Source organism: Mesorhizobium sp. IMUNJ 23232 (assembly GCF_044326205.1).
Classification (GTDB): Bacteria; Pseudomonadota; Alphaproteobacteria; order Rhizobiales; family Rhizobiaceae; genus Kumtagia.
Genome location: NZ_JBIRCY010000011.1, coordinates 68,470 through 84,308 on the forward strand (window position 1 = coordinate 68,470; position 15,839 = coordinate 84,308).

The 15,839-nt window shown below is 59.5% G+C and carries 20 protein-coding genes and 1 pseudogene; 3 read left to right on the forward strand and 18 right to left on the reverse strand.

What is annotated here, in order from left to right; genetic code table 11:
- Positions 1-42 precede the first annotated feature (42 nt).
- From ACH196_RS10635 to ACH196_RS10690, 12 genes and pseudogenes are all read right to left on the reverse strand, one after another.
- Positions 43-273, reverse strand: a complete 231-nt coding sequence (locus ACH196_RS10635; RefSeq protein WP_396646863.1) for a hypothetical protein — start codon at positions 271-273, stop codon at positions 43-45.
- Between the two features lie 9 nt (positions 274-282).
- Complete coding sequence (locus ACH196_RS10640) at positions 283-453, reverse strand: hypothetical protein (RefSeq protein ID WP_396646864.1); 171 nt, start codon at positions 451-453, stop codon at positions 283-285.
- A gap of 396 nt (positions 454-849) precedes the next feature.
- Positions 850-1,125, reverse strand: a complete 276-nt coding sequence (locus ACH196_RS10645; RefSeq protein WP_396646865.1) for a DUF6894 family protein — start codon at positions 1,123-1,125, stop codon at positions 850-852.
- A 392-nt stretch (positions 1,126-1,517) separates the two neighbouring features.
- Complete coding sequence (locus ACH196_RS10650) at positions 1,518-1,781, reverse strand: DUF6894 family protein (RefSeq protein WP_396646866.1); 264 nt, start codon at positions 1,779-1,781, stop codon at positions 1,518-1,520.
- Positions 1,782-1,888: 107 nt separating this feature from the next.
- Positions 1,889-2,548 carry an ion transporter gene (locus tag ACH196_RS10655; protein ID WP_396646867.1) on the reverse strand — a complete coding sequence of 220 codons (660 nt, stop codon included), beginning with the start codon at positions 2,546-2,548 and terminating at the stop codon, positions 1,889-1,891.
- A 496-nt stretch (positions 2,549-3,044) separates the two neighbouring features.
- Complete coding sequence (locus tag ACH196_RS10660) at positions 3,045-3,374, reverse strand: hypothetical protein (protein WP_396646868.1); 330 nt, start codon at positions 3,372-3,374, stop codon at positions 3,045-3,047.
- Between the two features lie 249 nt (positions 3,375-3,623).
- The gene (locus ACH196_RS10665; RefSeq protein ID WP_396646869.1) at positions 3,624-4,121 is read right to left on the reverse strand and encodes a response regulator; all 498 of its coding nucleotides are present in this window, start codon (positions 4,119-4,121) and stop codon (positions 3,624-3,626) included.
- The gene (locus ACH196_RS10670; protein ID WP_396646870.1) at positions 4,096-6,795 is read right to left on the reverse strand and encodes a PAS domain S-box protein; all 2,700 of its coding nucleotides are present in this window, start codon (positions 6,793-6,795) and stop codon (positions 4,096-4,098) included. Before ACH196_RS10670 ends, ACH196_RS10665 begins: the two co-directional genes overlap by 26 nt.
- A gap of 438 nt (positions 6,796-7,233) precedes the next feature.
- A complete protein-coding gene (locus tag ACH196_RS10675; protein ID WP_396646871.1) occupies positions 7,234-7,581 on the reverse strand; it encodes a hypothetical protein in 348 nt (115 codons plus the stop codon).
- Between the two features lie 189 nt (positions 7,582-7,770).
- A pseudogene (locus tag ACH196_RS10680) lies at positions 7,771-8,111 on the reverse strand (transposase); the annotation flags it as partial.
- Positions 8,112-8,348: 237 nt separating this feature from the next.
- Complete coding sequence (locus ACH196_RS10685; RefSeq protein ID WP_396646872.1) at positions 8,349-8,588, reverse strand: hypothetical protein; 240 nt, start codon at positions 8,586-8,588, stop codon at positions 8,349-8,351.
- A 29-nt stretch (positions 8,589-8,617) separates the two neighbouring features.
- A complete protein-coding gene (locus ACH196_RS10690; RefSeq protein WP_396646873.1) occupies positions 8,618-8,974 on the reverse strand; it encodes a hypothetical protein in 357 nt (118 codons plus the stop codon).
- 62 nt (positions 8,975-9,036) lie between these two features.
- Between ACH196_RS10690 and ACH196_RS10695 the strand changes: the two genes are divergently transcribed.
- On the forward strand, positions 9,037-9,189 hold the full coding sequence (locus tag ACH196_RS10695) for a hypothetical protein (RefSeq protein WP_396646874.1): 153 nt from the start codon (positions 9,037-9,039) through the stop codon (positions 9,187-9,189).
- 150 nt (positions 9,190-9,339) lie between these two features.
- On the opposite strand, the gene ACH196_RS10700 is transcribed toward ACH196_RS10695, so the two are convergent.
- Both ACH196_RS10700 and ACH196_RS10705 read right to left on the reverse strand, forming a co-directional pair.
- Positions 9,340-10,932: a DUF1254 domain-containing protein gene (locus ACH196_RS10700; RefSeq protein WP_396646963.1), complete on the reverse strand. Its 1,593-nt coding sequence runs from the start codon at positions 10,930-10,932 to the stop codon at positions 9,340-9,342.
- A 1,138-nt stretch (positions 10,933-12,070) separates the two neighbouring features.
- On the reverse strand, positions 12,071-12,223 hold the full coding sequence (locus ACH196_RS10705; protein ID WP_396646875.1) for a hypothetical protein: 153 nt from the start codon (positions 12,221-12,223) through the stop codon (positions 12,071-12,073).
- A 268-nt stretch (positions 12,224-12,491) separates the two neighbouring features.
- Here ACH196_RS10705 and ACH196_RS10710 point away from each other — a divergent pair, with 268 nt between their 5' ends.
- Complete coding sequence (locus tag ACH196_RS10710) at positions 12,492-12,794, forward strand: DUF982 domain-containing protein (RefSeq protein ID WP_396646876.1); 303 nt, start codon at positions 12,492-12,494, stop codon at positions 12,792-12,794.
- On the opposite strand, the gene ACH196_RS10715 is transcribed toward ACH196_RS10710, so the two are convergent.
- On the reverse strand, positions 12,791-13,162 hold the full coding sequence (locus tag ACH196_RS10715) for a hypothetical protein (protein ID WP_396646877.1): 372 nt from the start codon (positions 13,160-13,162) through the stop codon (positions 12,791-12,793). The two genes, ACH196_RS10710 and ACH196_RS10715, sit on opposite strands and share 4 nt — an antisense overlap.
- Positions 13,149-13,373 (reverse strand): hypothetical protein, encoded by a 225-nt coding sequence (locus ACH196_RS10720; protein WP_396646878.1) that lies wholly within the window; start codon positions 13,371-13,373, stop codon positions 13,149-13,151. The genes ACH196_RS10715 and ACH196_RS10720 overlap by 14 nt, the downstream gene beginning before the upstream one ends.
- 199 nt (positions 13,374-13,572) lie before the next feature.
- Between ACH196_RS10720 and ACH196_RS10725 the strand changes: the two genes are divergently transcribed.
- Positions 13,573-13,779: a hypothetical protein gene (locus ACH196_RS10725; protein WP_396646879.1), complete on the forward strand. Its 207-nt coding sequence runs from the start codon at positions 13,573-13,575 to the stop codon at positions 13,777-13,779.
- On the opposite strand, the gene ACH196_RS10730 is transcribed toward ACH196_RS10725, so the two are convergent.
- Together ACH196_RS10730 and ACH196_RS10735 are read right to left on the reverse strand one after the other, a co-directional pair.
- Positions 13,776-14,141: a hypothetical protein gene (locus tag ACH196_RS10730; RefSeq protein WP_396646880.1), complete on the reverse strand. Its 366-nt coding sequence runs from the start codon at positions 14,139-14,141 to the stop codon at positions 13,776-13,778. The genes ACH196_RS10725 and ACH196_RS10730 overlap by 4 nt on opposite strands.
- A 119-nt stretch (positions 14,142-14,260) precedes the next feature.
- Positions 14,261-15,679, reverse strand: coding sequence for a calcium-binding protein (locus ACH196_RS10735; RefSeq protein WP_396646881.1), 1,419 nt, complete (start codon positions 15,677-15,679; stop codon positions 14,261-14,263).
- Between the last annotated feature and the right edge of the window lie 160 nt (positions 15,680-15,839).

Genomic DNA, 15,839 nt, shown 5'->3' on the forward strand with positions numbered 1-15,839 from the left:
GCCTGCCGCGAAGTCCCTCCACGCAGCTCGCCTTTGTCAAAATCACTTTGGGGCGCTTTGCGTATTTTGGTCGCCCTTGGGCGCGCCGTTCACCGTACCCTCTGGCGTGGCGGTCTGCTGGGTTCCACCCGTCCCGGTGTCGGGCGTAGGGTCGGCGTCGATGGTAGCCGCTGTGTCTGCGGGAGGCGCTGTTTCGACCGTTTTGGCGTCGTCCGAAGCATCACACCCCGCCATCACGAGAAGCGACAAGACCATTGCGAACGCGGTTTTCATCGATCGCTCCTACTCGCTGGGTGCTTTTTGACGGTCAGGTGTCTCACAGGTCGAACCGGGCGACGCGCAGTTCGTTGGCCAGATCGAACCCGTCGTCTGCCGATCCATCTGGCAGCCGGCTGCCGACAGGGTTGCCCCTGCAAGAATAATCATCGCTATTTTTCGCATCGTGTCGGTCATGGCTTGCTCTTGGTCGGATGCTTCCGAACCACGAAGCAGCAACATGGTTCCCGATCTGCGATCTACACAAGGGCACAGATCCAAGTCACCTTCGGCAACGGCGCACAATGGCTGCGCTCCTGGAGCGGAGTCGGCTGCAGGCTGCGGCCGTAAGGCGGGCTGAGGCGAGGGTTCACCGCATCACGGTTGACGGGCAGGAATACGACGCGCTGCCGCACGAGATTATCTTGCTTGATGCTGGTCGATCGCCAGACGATCTTGGCTTGAAGCCGGTAGGCAACTAGCCGCCGTAAGCTTGCGCGGCGTTCCTCATGAGGGAAGGGCTTTCCTACCGGAGCAGCCTCAAAGGCTCCCATAAATCGATGGCTGCCAGGGCGCCGATGGCTATGGCTGCCACTAGGCCGGCGGTGAGCAGCACAATAACCAAGGGTGATTCAACCATCCTGTTTTCAATTGCCAGCCATGGTCAAAGTGAGCTTCTCCTCGATAGATAACCGCACCGGTCTCGTCTCTCACCGCAATGGAAAGTCGCTCTGACACCTGGTCGTCTAACAGTGCCGTAAGCCTTCTGACGGCCTCGCGGACCGCTGCATCAGCGTTGACGTATTCCACACCAAGCGGGTCGATGTGGGTAACGCTATCTTCGCTGTGGTCGAAATAGAACCTGGGCACGCTAGTTTTTCCGCTATGATCTACGGACTCTCCGGTCGACGCACTCTGGCGCGCGATCGGGTAAGTCAGCTATCGCCTTGAACCACGCCTCCTACCCCTTTGTTCCCGCCGCGCAAGCTGAATTCTCGTAGCCGGTGCCGGCGCCGGCCGGCTGATGCTTGGACCGTCTGCTGTCAGGCCCCCAGAACCATTTTCCCTTCCGGGGAGTGGTACATTTCATAGATGCGGCCGACGACGGTCGCCCTTCATCCCACGATCGAATGCACTGAAACCCTCGTGGCCCTCGCCGGGCCATGTCTCACGCCATTTGAGGAGAAGCGTCGCGGTCATTTTCAGCATCATAAACGCGTGAGGTTGCGGCGCTGGTGAAAATTTGTGCGTGACGCGTGCTGCTACCCCGTCTCCCAGGCGGGGTTTTTGTTTTTGAGCCAGTCCGCCTTGAATTTTAGGTCGGCGGTGAAAATATAGTCGCCGCTCTCGGGGCGAACCTTCACCCAAAAGTCACGTTGCATGCCGTCCGGCAATTCGTCGTGGGCCACGTCCGGCAGCGCTGCGGCCGCATGTTCGGCTGCCATGTCCTCATGATCGAGATCAATGCCGACCGCGTCACGGGAGATGTCCTCTCCGTCGAACACGTCGAAAAAGTAGCGCGGCATGCAGCATCTCCGAAACTGGAATAGAACCGCGGAGACGCGAGAGGGTTCCGGCAATTGCGATGTACGCGCACCGGACCGGCGCGCTGTTCCGGTCGTATCAAGCGTTCTTATTTCTCAGCATCGTCAGTACGCTTCCTCGCGGTTGAAAGCGCTGAGGCGATCAGGCCAGTGGGAACAGCGATGATCCCAAGCGCGAACAGCAACATCACTACGGTGAAGATGCGTCCGCCTGCGGTAATGGGATAGACATCACCGTAGCCAACCGTGGTCAGCGTAATTGCGGCCCACCACATCGCATGAAACACGGACGCGAAAGCCTGCGGCTGTGCGTCATGCTCGAAATAATAGATCATGATCGCGCAGATGTAGATCAGGAAAAATGCGGCCACTCCGAACACCATCAGCTCCTCCATTACGGAGACAATGGCGGCACGTATCCGATCGGCGGCTGCAACGTAGCGCAGCATCTTGAGCAATCTCAGCAGTCGCAGCACCCAGAGCACTCTCAGCGCCCGCAGATCAACCCCTAAGCTTAGGTAGAACGGCAGGATTGCCAGAAGGTCGATCACGCCCCAGAAACTGAACAGGTATACGCGTAGGCGAGGCGAGCAGATGGCACGCAGCAGAAACTCGGTTGAAAAGACCGCGACCACGAGACCTTCTTCGATAGCGAAGAGATCGCCCGCCCAAGGGGGAAGGTCCGGCAACGTGCTGAGGCCGATGGTGATGATCGACGAAAATATCAGCGCTTGCAGAAACAACGCCACCGATCTGCCAAACACCGGATGGTTGCCGTCAAGAACCTAAATTACCTGGCGTCTCCACCCTCTTACATTCCAAACGGGAAGATCCGACTGGGCAGACATTAGTGGCCATTTGTATCGCGAGTGAGAGATTCCGCGGTGACAATCGGATGCAAGGATTAATTTTCCCGCAATGTGATGCTGAAACTTACAACCGCACAATGACGGACTGCACCAGCGAGGGGCGGGGCGACGATTGTCCATTGCCCTCGCAAACGGGGCTGGACCATCTCGGCTGCCTTGCGAAGGACCTCCTTGGGCCAATCACCTTCCGTTCCCGTTGCCATCGTCCCCGCTACGCTAGACGCGCCTCCCGTGCCAAAGCGTATCGGACAGGCCCGCGTTCATTGAGAGGGCACGGAACCCAGCAATCCGGCGAGCAGGTAAGCCGATGTTAGGAAGCCGGCTAGGGCGACGGCCGTTGCCACTATCGTCAAAATCCTACCGCTCATGTGGCCAGTTAGCGTTTTCGATGGTGAAGCATGTTATCGAACTCCCGGCAAGCAGCTAGGATTTCATCGATCCTTTCGGACGGTGCGGGAACAACGCGATAGCCGTGTGCGACGGAAATTTCCTGCCCGTCGTCCAATGCTCCGACCACGAAACTGTCCGTCCTCCGCATCACTTCGTCGCCCTCGGCAATGATAAAGCCTGTCATGGGGAACTGCATCGATAAGACCTGGAAAAGATGCGTGCACATATCCTCGCGCTGGTAGATTTCCCCGATCGGCGGCACGATGCAGAACACATGCATGTCTTGCGGCTCGTCCCGCCGCGCTGCTGCGAACATCGTCTCCTCCCTGGTCGGTGCGCCTTCGTAGCGAGCGCCTTTGCCGAGAAAGGAATTCCGCTCCCTTGAAGGCAAAACGTCAAGAGCTAAGCGATTCCTGGTCACTCCATATCGGGCACGTTGCCGTGCTGAAACAGGATCGTTGGCGGACCGTATTCCCCAAGCACCGGATTTGCCTCGCGTGACGCCCGCATGCTTTGCTGCGAGCGCCTTGGCAGTCGGATCGCCCGCTCAGGGCGAGCCTCAAGGCTAGCCCTCCTTTTTTAATTCTTGGAAGGCATTCCGAATGGCTTCTATTAGCGTGGGTATTGAATAGGGCTTCTGTACCCATCCGAGGGGTTTGGCCGGCTCAGCTCTAAGCCTCACGTCCCGATCACCGTGCGCTGTCGTAAAGATGCATCGTATGCCGAGGTCCCGGTACAACTCCAGAGCCGCATCGATTCCGTCCCGTTTTCCAAGCAAGCGGATATCCATGAGGACAAGCGCCGGCTTGATCGACAGCGCAATGCTTATAGCCTCATCAGCACTGGTGGCTGGCCCCGCCAGGGAAAAGCCAGCAGCGCTCAGGCCAGCTTCTATGTCGAGTGCAATCAGGAAATCGTCCTCTACTATCAGGATCGGATGATCACCCGCTAATGCGGACCATCCTCCGCTTGTGCCTTCACGGGAGAAAACCAGCTGCGGCTTAAATGATGGCTTAATGTCGCCTGCCAGGCTCGATTCAGGCATTAATGCTTTTTGTCGCAAAAGCAACCTCCTCGGCCGTCTGAGAAAAACTCAAGATGCACCGACACGGATCTCGGCGAACGTCGAATGACCCACCAATTTGTCGCACCAGGCCTTCGACGAGCCGAAGGCCCGAGGATGTCGGGCGGACGGAACTCAGGTCGAATCCCGGGCCTTCATCCTCGACCTCCAGTATATTCCCTTGGCCGTCCCGTCGCATGGAGACGCGGATCGTTGCGTGCGCCTTGCCCTGTGAGCCGTACTTTACGGCGTTGATCAAAAGCTCGTTGATAATGAGAGCTAACGGCATAGCGATGTCGTTTGGCAGTTGGATAAGATCCGCCTCGCAGACCAGATGTACCCCGGCGGGGAACATCTGTTTTGCAGTCTCGCAAACAGCACCGAGGAAAGGCTGGGCACCGAAGTTGCGGGCGTCGGGCGTATCGTAGAGCACGCGCTGGGCGGCAGCCATGGTCGCCACCCGTTTGCTGGCCTCGTCCAGAACAATTCGAGCCTCCGAACTCTGACTGTTCCTTGCCGCCATCGATAGCAATGATTTCAGCATCATCATGTTGTTCTTCACACGATGATTGAGCTCATCCAGCAGAATCCGTTGCTGAGTTTCCGCCTGCTTACGCTCGCTCACATCGACCAGCATGTTTATGCCGCCGATGACCTTTCCGGCTGCATTTCTCATCGGCGTCGGATAGGGGATGAATGGAATCCGGGTGCCGTCTGGTCGCTCGGCCACTGCTTCATATCCCCGGACGGGCCGCCCTTCGCGCAGTGAGATAGCCATCGGACATTGGTCATGGGGAAGCGGAGTTCCATCCGGCCAGTACAGCTTCCAGGTGACGCACCATTCGTCACTGCCGATGACAGGCGTTCGGCCCGCGAACTGTACCGCCGCTTCGTTGAAATATGTGATCTTGCCCGCCTGGTCGGTCGTGTAGATAGCGGCGGGAATGGCGGCGAGCAAATCCTGGAGGTGGCGCTCGCTATCTCGGATCTTCTCTTCGGCTACCTTCTTGTCGGTTATGTCGCGGGCAATTTTGGAAGCGCCGACCACGCGACCTGACGCATCCCGCACCGGCGATATTGTTAGAGAAATATCCACCAGTGTTCCGTCTTTGCGGCGGCGAACGGTTTCGAAATGGTCCACAATTTCGCCGTTGCGAATTCGGCCCAGTATCAGCGGCTCCTCGTTCAGCCGATCTTCTGGAATGATAGTAGTGATAGGCATCCCTACTATCTCCGCGGCCGAATAGCCAAACAGCCGCTCGGCACCCCGATTCCAGGTCGATACAATCCCGTTTAGATCCTTGCTGGCGATCGCGTCGTGTGACGATTCCACGATTGCTGCGAGATGCTGGGCCGCATTCTGCGCCCTCACGCGCTCGATCCCAAAGCCAAGCTGGCGGGCGATTGTCCGGGCGACTTCAATCTGCCCTGTCGAGTAATAATGCGGCCCATCGAAGTAGGCCATGAACTTGCCCAGCAACCGCCCACCTTGTGTTATCGGGATGAAGCAGACCGCACCGATGCCCTCTGCCCGGATTGCCTGTCTTAAAGTGTGGGGGAGTTCGGCATGGTCTACGTCGCGCAAACAAATCGGCTGCGGATCGTGGTCTGCTGCAGACCAGGGCGAATGGCCTTCGACCGCCTCGCGATAAGCCTTGGACAGGCCCCGCCAGGCGACAAACTTCATAATCCCGCCCTCCAAGAGCAGGATAGAAGCACGTTGGCATCCCAGCGCCCGCTGGATGGCGTTGAGCGCGGGCTCGTAGACGTCTTCCCGCGTGTGGGCGTGCTGCAGCATTTCAGTGAATTCATGCACCGCAGCTTGCTCCTCAGCCCTTTGGCCGAGTATCGCCTCGATCTCTTTTCGCTCGGAGATATCGTGCTGCACCCGTACAGCATAGCGGAACTGGCCGCTGCTGTCGCGAACGCTGGAAGAGGTCACGATGGCCCAGAAAAGCGAGCCGTCCTTGCGAACGAACCGCTTCTCGATCGTGTAGCTTTCGATCTTGCCAGCGACCTGTTGCTTATATTGCGCGCGATCCGCGTCCACGTCGGGAGGAAAGGTCTGATTGAAGATCGATCGACCAACCAGCTCCTCCTGCGTGTAGCCCAAAAGATTGCACAAATGCCCATTCACCCGTAGCAGCCGGCCTTCGGCATCAGCCTCGACGATTCCTACACCGGCGTTGTGATAGGTGAGGGCCAGTCTCTGGTCCTGCTCGCGCAACAACTCTTCCGCTCTAACCCTTTCAGTTACATCGATCGTGACGCAGCGCGTGTTGAGGAATCGGCCACCGACTGAACGCACATTGGATGTGATCTCCACCCAACGGATGGAGCCGTCTTTGGCGCGCAATCTGGCACGGTAATTTTGCAGATGTTCGTGCCGGGACAGACGGTCCAGAATGTCGTCGATGGCGGCGGGATCGGCGTGAAATCCCCGGATGTTGCGTCCGACGTATTCCTCCCCGGTATAGCCGAGCAAGTCCAGTTCCGCACGATTGGCCCGCAGAATGGTACCATCGTTCGCCACCAGGTGGAGAGCGACTGCCGCATTCTCGAAAAAATCTTCCAGCTCGCCAGAGTGAAGAGCCGGAAGGTATACTTCGCGGCTCCCGTCGTCAGATACGATTTCGGCGCCGGAAATGCCGGAGGACAAAGCGCGTTGTTCCATAGATGGATGAAATCCCCTTAGCGGCCTCCAACGCCTAGTTTGCCAAATTGGTTCCAAGAGTGTCTGCAATTAACAACTTGGTGTCCGACTAAGAACGAGCGTTGTATTTCAGCGCTTTCAACCTTCGGGTGAGCAGACGGACGTTGGCGATGAAGACCCACGCCTAGGCGGAGTCGATGGTTCGCTCGAAGGCCTTTGCCAACCTTCTGCATCTCACGAAGCATGTGGCCTGCTGCTGGTCTGGAGAGTGGGAATGCGGAGAAGAAAGTTCAGCGGCGAGCGCCTTGGCGTTCGGGTCTTTGCCGCCGTCTATGAACGAGCGTCTTCTTCCTCGCTAGTGGCGATGCGCATGACACGAACGGCATTGCCGATCACGTCGGCAGGCCGCTTCTGGCCTCTGCAAGCGGTTATGGACATTAAGCGGGAGGCGGCGTAATCTTATCTCGGATCGCTTCCTCCGCCTTGGTCGATGTCGATTTTACGACCCTCCGCCACCTTGTCGACGATCGAAGCCTCGCCCGACTGCCCTAGCCTTTGACGGTCGGCTTCATCTTTAACCGTCTGATAAGCTTCAGCAGCGACTTCCGTTGCGCCGTCCACGCCCTTCTCCACAAGGTCCTGCGCCGTGCCACGCACCTTGTCGGAGTAAGCTCCCATGCTTTGATCTTCAAACACGGTTCGGGGCAGCATTGCTCCAATCGCAGTGCCAATGGCCAGCCCCAAAGCGGCGACGATCAGCGGCTCGCTCTGAAAGAGGTCTGTCGCGGGACGAGCTTTCGCAGTCAAATCTCCCGCCCCAGATGTCGCATTGCCGGCAGCACCTTCAACCCATCTCTTACCGTCGGCAAACTGGCTTCGAAAGGACTGGGAAGTGTCTGTTGCGAATGATCCCGCCGAGCTAGTCCGCCACCATATCGCCTACGGCTTGTGCTGACCTACTTGCCGCTGATTCCAGACCCTCAGCAAGCCCGCTTAGCCGCCGTCGGCATAGAGCTTGAGCAGGAAAGGAAACAGCCCGAACAGGCTCGCCATCACCAGCACGCCGCCGTCACGATCCTGGATTTCGGCGGCATGGACGAGTGCGTGCATCAGGAAGCCTTGCGTATCGACGAGAATGTGCCGCTTCTTGCCCTTGATCTTCTTGCCCGCATCGTAACCATGCGGGTCGTGATGCCCCCTTTTTCGGCGCTTTTGACGCTCTGGCTGTCGATGATTGCGGCAGTGGGCGAAGCTTCACGCTCCACCTGTTCGTGGCAGGCGACGTAGAGTGTATGATGGATGCGGTCGAGCGTGCGGTCCCAAGTCCACAGATCGAATTAGTCGTAGACCGCGCCGCCGGGCCTCTCTCAATCTCTTCTCGGTGGCGGGGGCACCTTGGAGGTTGGCGCATGTGAGTCGTCGCGAGGCTCAGGCATTTCGACCCGATGACGAAGGGGAATTCTGCGGACCCAGATCGACGAAGACCGGCGGGATGCTTACGCGGGCTCAAAGAAAAAAGGCCGACTTCAGGCCGGCCAATCTGCGGTGATGCTTGGGATATCGGGATCGAGACCTCAGCCTTTTGTGACAAGCGCATGAACGCCCGCCTTCGCCGTATCTATCACCGCGTCTTTCGCCTCTGTGAGGCCGACCCTTGATGCCTGCAAAAGACCGGCACCTACAACATGAGCGGCAGCGCGCGGATGCTTTCGTATCAATACACTTGCCGAACGCAGCATGGCCGCTGAGGTCATGCGGCGGAAAAGAGTATCCGAATGAGGCTTCAGCAATGCCCGCTCCAGCGAGCGCGGCAATTTCGATCTCGCTGCCGGCAGTCCGTCAGCTAATGCGCTGCCGCTCTGCCGGCGCCTCCTTTTCCCTTCTTTTTTCCTGAGGCGAATGTGCCAGCGGTTTCCGCCACCACGCCGAGCGCGGCATTCGCCGCGGACTGAACGGCTTCTGTTGCGAGACTGAACAAGCCAGCCCCCTTGCGAATGCCCTTCTTGCCTGCTTTGCCGATCTCCTTGCGCTCCGCGACTAGGACAGCGGCTGCCGCGCCGGCGCCAGCGGTGATCGCGTTCGCCAAAATGTCCCGGCCGACTTCACTCCTCAGGAGTGCGCGAAGCATGCTCGATTTGCGGACAGCCTTTGGAACCTTCATGCCGGCGATTTTCTTGGGAAGGGCGTTCTTTTTTGCCATAGTTGGGGTCTCCTTTCCGGCTAAGAACTCACTCCCGCATGAGCGGTTCCGTGGAGAGCGACATGAAAGCTGAAAAGCTTCAAGCCATAGGCGAGACGCTGCTGAGCCTCGTCAAGCCGGGCATGGTGCTCAAGGATTTGATGAAGGCGGCCAAAAAGGCGTTTCAAAAGCGACATCGTTCGCGCTGCATTTTACGCGATTATCTCACACGCTGATAGCCAGCCGGGCAAAGCGAGAGACCTGCAGAACTTTGCTTTGACCGAGCGCGTGAGCGGCAAGGCGCCTAAGCTCTAAGCATCCGGCTTGCTGCCGTGGGGTTGCGAAAGGCGCCTATTTGAAACGAGCGCCTTCCGGTGTCTAAAGCATTAGGGCACGAGTTCGATCTCGCTCAGGCGCCATTCCTTCGTGAAGAAGGATTCGAGCGGGCTGTAGAGGCGCAGCAGCGTGAACCAGCCCTTACCGGGCATGGTCTGGATCCAGTTGCCACGCTTCACGCCCTCCGGTTGCGTCGGACCGAACCAGATCGTGGTGGTGCCGTCCGCGTCCGCCTCGGCGGCGGGCGACGGATAGCTCTGGCTGCCGGCGCGCGGGTAACCCTGCGGGGTTTGAAGCATCGAGCGCGACTGGTTGTCGTAGAGCGTGAACGACCAGAAGGCAGCCGCCGGAATGTCCTTCGGCAGCGTCACCTTGTAGGTCTTTCCGCCGTCGAGGTCGTTCTTCTCTGCGTCCAGGAAGCCCATGAGGTACTGCGAGCCGACGTTGGGAAGCCGCATGATCATGCCGGGCGAGTCCAGCGTGTAGCCGTAGTAGAACGCGGTCTTGGAATCGAGAGTCCGCGCGCCTGTCGGCGGCAACGGTTCAAAGAGCCCCTCCTTGGTGATCATCGGCGGCGGCGTTTCGAAGTTGGCGCCACCCTCCCACAGCATGTTACCCCACATCGAGTCGGGGTAGTACGACCAATCGGGATGAGCCTCGCTGTAGCGCCAGTTCAGCGCGCGCGAGGCAGCATTTCCCACCGCCGCCGCGTCAGTCAGGATCTTCTTCATCCGGTCGTCCGGCTTGAATTCCTTGCCCTTGGCGATGCCGATGGCCGCCAACTGTCCAGCAAGCTCCGGATCGTAGGAATCGGCCGGCTCGTCCTGGACATTGGCGTTGATCATCTCGAAGAACGAATAGTCGCTTGGCGGGATCGTATTGAATGCCTTGCCGCTCGCCTCAACGAATTTGGTTTCGGGAACCTTCGGGTTGGCTTCGAGCCGGACCTTGCCTTCAAGCGCTGTCGCGATGCTCGTGCCGACGCCTCCCGGCGTGTAGGGATAGATCTTCATGTTGTTCTTGATGTTCTCGACGGTCGGCTTCGGGTCGTTGTCCACTAGGTAACCGCGAGATGCATAGATGACCCGGTTCGTCTTCGACCGTGCCACGTAGAAACCGCCTTCCGGAACCGGGCCATCATAGCCCGGTGGCAGAAGCAGGTATCTTCCGCCTTCGCCGCGGTCGGGACCGGGGCCGCCGACATCGACGATCCAGCCGAACCACATGTCGTTGATTGTACCGACCCCCATCGGGGGCTGCTCGATCACCATCGGCCCCTTCGTCAAATCGACGATGCTGAAGTAGTAGACCGTGTCGGCGTTGGCCGTGAGGAACAGCGACTTCGAATCCATCAGTTCGGGATAGATTGTGACCGTATTGTCTTCCGCGCCGATGCTGAGCAGGCCCTTACGGATCGCATAGGCGGATGCGCCGCCGTAGCTGTTGACGAACGCGTCCAACCCGCGGGTGAAATCCAGCGTATCGTAGACCTTCGCGGCGGTTTCCGTGCTCGGCGCGCCGTCCTTGAACTCCAGCGTGCCGATCCGCGTCTCGACTTTATCGGGGGTGACCAGTATCGGTGGGATGTCGGCGGCGTGGCCTGCGGTGCCAAGGCAGCCTGTTGCAACGAATGTCAACGCCAACGCGGCGGACCTGCCAAATAGAGCTTTCACGCTTTTCTCCTCCTCTAATAGTTCAATGGAAGTCGTCGCAGGGTGCATCTTGAGAATTTGATGGCCGTTCCTTCCTGAGGGAACGACCTTACGTTGCGGCTTTTCTGCGCGGGGGGCAACGCAATTTGCGGCAATCTACCGACGCGAGCGTTCGGTTCTGGCAAGACGATCGGCGATTCGGCGTCCATCACAGCAGCGCCGGCTGCAACTCAGGTTCTTCGGCGCCGCGCCGCGTTTGGCTGTGATTGAGCCGATCACCACCGAATCGCAGATGATTGGCCTTTGCTCATCGCTGAAGCGTTAAGCCGTTAGGCCATCTGAGCTACGCCACGACGGCAGGAGCACGAGTGGACGTTTTGCACCTCTTGCCCGGAGATATCTATCGAACACCTTGTTTGATGTTTGGAAAGCCGGCTTGGAGGCTCACGGACCGGTGTTGCGCCGGGAACAGAGGCCCGACAAGAGTGACCTTTACAATCGTCCCTGGTGGTACTGGGCGCATTTTAAACCGAGCTGAGGTTACTGGTTCGGCGAAGTTGTGAACAGCTTGCCAAGGGCCAAAACCCATCGAAGTTCTGCGGCCATATTCGTCATCTTGAATGCCGAGTTCCGTCAGTGCCGGAGTATCAGGGACGAGCGCAATCTTGCTGATTGAATACAAGCTGTCTTGGGGGATTGATATGTCGATAAGATCAGGTGAGCGATAAGTTAGCCTGGGCGAAGGAACCAGAGACGCGCTCACCAAGTGGAGGATCGACTTGCTTCGCCAGATTACAAACCCCGAAGCGATCACAGCCACGCAGACGACGACCGTGGCCCACTCTGCGGGACTCCAAGAATCCAAATAATCGATCAAATCCAACAGGCTTATGGTTACCCATCTCTAACGCACTGACTCTTCTCCAAACTCGATTTGCAGGCACATGTTCCCCCGCAATTTCGGCGGCCGTTGCCCAAAGACTGCGGCGGTGGGTGCGCGTCGGCGGCACCTTTTTATCAATTAGCGCTTCATACCCGGCGGCAGGGAAGCGCGGCAGCTCTTCGCAATCTCACGCCTGGACCGCCGCCGTTCTCGGGGATGAACTCGACGCCGGCCAGCTCCTGGGCTTCAAGTTTCCCTACGTGTTTTGATCGCTTTGATTTCATCGAAGAAGGAGTCTGCGATCAGCCTAAGTTCTGCTGCTTCCCTCTGAAGGGCGCTGCGCTCATCCGCTGATATCTTATCGTGGCGCCGCTTAATGCCAGCACGCAGCTTTTCCATCCGGCCGGCCCAAGTCTCCAGTTGGGCTTTCGTAGGTATGCGGCGTTCGCTCATGCAAGAGCATATAACAAGCACAGGGGCGAGGCGACGGACAAAGTGGTACCCACAATAAAAATCTTGGACGTGGCCTCCCTGATCCCACGGCGCACCGCATCCGCCGGCTTTGTTTCACGTAGGTGTGACCCCAAGGAACCTCGGCTCGATGTCTGAGTTTCACGCTCGCCACTGCGAGGGGCCGTTCGCCCTTTCATTTCGAAACGAGGACAAGATGCACAACACGCTGCTGTTCGCACCCGTCGCGATCACGACCGGACTTGGCGAGAAGACCGAGATTTCCTCACTGTCCGAAATGCGCGAATTCCTGAACGAGTGGGCACCGGCAAGGCGGCGCTTGTCCTACGGTGCCGCAGTGAAAGCCTGTGAAGCCGCACGGTCCGGCCAGTGCTCGCCGAAGGCAGCACGCGAGGCGTTTGTGGCTTTCGCTGCTGGAGCCGGCATCCTGTGGCGGGAGGAGCCAAAATTTATCGTGGTGAAGCCGGTCGCCCATGGCTTCGGAGGCTTTGCGATCTAGGGTAGCCGCGAATACGGCCCCTCGGCGCGCACGATCCGCCGCCACGGCTCGCTCCGTTTCCAGGCGCCCTTGGCGAGGCCGCCTTGCCGATCCCGCTTCGGGTCGAACATGACCCCGCCGAAATGCGCTTGGAATGCCTCAGCCGGCGCGGCATCGGCGAAGCAATGCAGCCGATGGTTTTCGTGCTTGCCGTTCGGCCAGATCGCGATGACGTGCCGCGTGTGCCACTCAACGCCGAGTCCTTTGCAGAATTCGTGGATGCGCTGAAAATTGCGGTCGACGCAGACGTCGTCGAGCAGAGCGACCTGGTGCGGGAAATCCCGGTCGATCCGCGTTGGCGTTGGGCCGCTTTGATTACGCCTTACCATTGTCGGCCCAGCGGTCGTGATGCCAGCCGCGGGAGAAGCCTCGCGACACTACCGGCCGTGTCAACGCCGTCTCGTGCTCCAGGCGGCCGACCTCGCTCAGCAGCGCTTCTATGCCGGCCCTGGCGTCACCCTCGAACTCGGACAGCACGTGGTCGACGGGATCGACAGGCACGGCTTCGCCGCCCCGCTCTGGCGCTGGGCTTGCGGTCATGGTTGTGCATCTCGCTTCCGGTTTTCATAGGAAGCATGTCACTTCGCCGTTGACCGCGCAAGGGATTTGTTCCTAATTCGTTCTCATGCCGGAGCCATACCACTATAAGCGCAGAGGGTCGTACAAGCTGTCCGACTGCCACCGGAACGGCCACCTGATCCACGTTCGGTGCAATTTCTGCAAACTGTCGCGCTACTACGTGCCCGACGATCTACGGAAGATTTTCAGCGACATCGAGGTCGATGATGTCGTCTATCAGATGCTCTGCGAGCGCGGCGGCCGGGATCACCACCTCACGCTGTCGGCCGAATTGATCTCAGCGGACAAGCGCCAAGCGCTCACGATCCGGCGGCTGGACAAGATCGTCTATGACCGGCGGGTTATTTGGCGGGATGAAAGGGGTTAGTGCGGCTCGGATGATGGCGGCGGAACCTTTCCGCCCAGCAATTGTTGGTCGTGGTCGCGGCCACTTTCCCCACTGCCCACTCGGCCGCGGCGAACCCAGACCTGCCCGTCATCTTCCGATGGCGGGCTTTTTTGGGTGGCAATGGAACAAGGGACTGCGCCGCCGGCGCAGGGCAGAATCCGCTTTAAAAAATCCTGAAGTCTGAGGCGCTGACGTTGGGGTTTCCCCAAAGAGTCGCAAAGTGCACGGCGGCTATCGCACCAGTCAGCATCGTAGAAAAGCTGGCCGGTTCCCAGAAAATAAATGATACGATCGGTGCTGTCTTCCGCCAGACCGGTCTTATTCACTACAAGGGCGTTCAATCTCAGCCAACCCTCGGCGAGGGCCGTGAAGACCCATCACTTTCCAGCAGGATGTCATCTTCCGGCCCCGTAAAATCAGTGATCGTATCAGCATCGCCCGCCCCTGTTCACCTTTAGCGCTAGATGACGCTGAAGTCGGCGGCGCTGAGGCTGAGGCCGGTGGCGAGAACCGCGAACTTGACGGCAGCGAAGCCGCTGCCGGAACCATCGGCGTCGTAGAACAGCGAGCCGGTGTTTGAATTGTAGAAGATGCGGTCGTCGGCATCTCTCGGCGCAAGGAAATTGTCCTTGAACGCCGAGCCGTCGAGCGGGCCTGCCCCGAGTGCGGTGAAGATCGCGCTGTCGAGCTGGATCTGGTCGTCCGTCACACTGAAGTCGCCGATCCGGTCGACGTTGCCGGCGCCGAGCGCGGTGGAGAAGCTGAAGACGTCGGCCCCGCCCATGCCGAACAGGACGTCGTTGCCGCCGGCGCCGTCGAGCACATTGGCGCCCGCATTGCCGCGCACCAGCTGGGCAAGGCCGTTGCCGGTGAGGTCGACCGCATAGGAGGCGTTGAGCGAGGTGGTGTTCAGATATTCGACGCTGACGCCGTCGGCCAGCACATAGCTCACGCCGGCGCTGACGCGGTCGTTGCCTTCGCCGCCGATTTCGACGATCACCGCTCCGGCATTGTAGACCGAATAGGTGTCGTTGCCGCCGCCGCCGGTCAGCGTGTCGGCGCCACCGACGCCGCCGTCGTTGAGGACGTTGTCGCCGGCGTTGCCGGTCAGCACGTCGACGAAACTCGATCCCATCAGGTTCTCGATGCTGGTCAGAGTGTCGCCGCCGGCATCCCCGCCGGTGGCGGTGCCGGAAGTGAGATCGACCACGACGCCGGCGCTGGATCCGCGATAGCTCGCCCAGTCGATGCCGTCTTCGCCCTGAAGCCAGTCGGCTCCGGCGCCGCCGGTGAGCAGATCGTTACCGCCTAAGCCGACGAGGAAGTCGCTCCCCGCCCCACCGGTCAGCGTGTCTGCGAAGCCTGATCCGGTCGCGGCTTCCACGTTGCTGAAGGTGTCGCCCTGCGCGTCGCCGCCCGCACCGATGCCGGTCGCCAGGTTGACCGTCACGCCGGCAGACGAAAGGTCGTAGCGCACCGCGTCGATGCCGGCGCCCCCATTGAGTTGGTCGGCGCCGCCGGCGCCCACCAGGTTGTCGTTGCCCGCGCCACCGGTCAGCACGTCGTTTCCGCTGCCAAAGGATTGCAGCAAGACGACGCCGCTTGCGTCGAGGGCGCTCGCGTCCAATACGACAGTGTTGCCCAGCGCAAGGAAAGACATCGACCCGCCGGAACTGTTGGAGGTGTAGAAGTCCTGGCCGACGGTCATATTGACCGCGCCTCCGATGGCCTGCGGCGAAACGGTGGAGAAGCCGGTGATGCCGGCATAGCCGGTGAGGTTCAGGACGATATCCCCGACGATTGCAAAACCGAGAAGAGACGAGCCCGGCACGCCGGAAACCGTGTCGTCTGTGTCGAAAAAGGCAAGATTGCCTACCACGGCTTGCTCGCCGGGGCCAACTGTGCCGGTTTCCGGTCCGTCGACGGAGAAGAAGTAATTGGCCAGGTCAGCCTCCCTTCAGTTGCCCTTGTCGGAGGAAATCGAATGCCTCACCCAAGCGTCCATCATGACTATATCGATTGCACCTGCCAGCGTAGGG

Coding starts and splice junctions, on each gene's coding strand:
- ACH196_RS10690 (WP_396646873.1), bottom strand. CDS start 8,974: ATGGCAAAAAAGAACGCCCTTCCCAAGAAAATCGCCGGCATGAAGGTT.
- ACH196_RS10640 (WP_396646864.1), bottom strand. CDS start 453: ATGACCGACACGATGCGAAAAATAGCGATGATTATTCTTGCAGGGGCA.
- ACH196_RS10695 (WP_396646874.1), top strand. CDS start 9,037: ATGAAAGCTGAAAAGCTTCAAGCCATAGGCGAGACGCTGCTGAGCCTC.
- ACH196_RS10710 (WP_396646876.1), top strand. CDS start 12,492: ATGCACAACACGCTGCTGTTCGCACCCGTCGCGATCACGACCGGACTT.
- ACH196_RS10650 (WP_396646866.1), bottom strand. CDS start 1,781: ATGCCGCGCTACTTTTTCGACGTGTTCGACGGAGAGGACATCTCCCGT.
- ACH196_RS10705 (WP_396646875.1), bottom strand. CDS start 12,223: ATGGAAAAGCTGCGTGCTGGCATTAAGCGGCGCCACGATAAGATATCA.
- ACH196_RS10715 (WP_396646877.1), bottom strand. CDS start 13,162: ATGGTAAGGCGTAATCAAAGCGGCCCAACGCCAACGCGGATCGACCGG.
- ACH196_RS10635 (WP_396646863.1), bottom strand. CDS start 273: ATGAAAACCGCGTTCGCAATGGTCTTGTCGCTTCTCGTGATGGCGGGG.
- ACH196_RS10670 (WP_396646870.1), bottom strand. CDS start 6,795: ATGGAACAACGCGCTTTGTCCTCCGGCATTTCCGGCGCCGAAATCGTA.
- ACH196_RS10660 (WP_396646868.1), bottom strand. CDS start 3,374: ATGTTCGCAGCAGCGCGGCGGGACGAGCCGCAAGACATGCATGTGTTC.
- ACH196_RS10720 (WP_396646878.1), bottom strand. CDS start 13,373: ATGACCGCAAGCCCAGCGCCAGAGCGGGGCGGCGAAGCCGTGCCTGTC.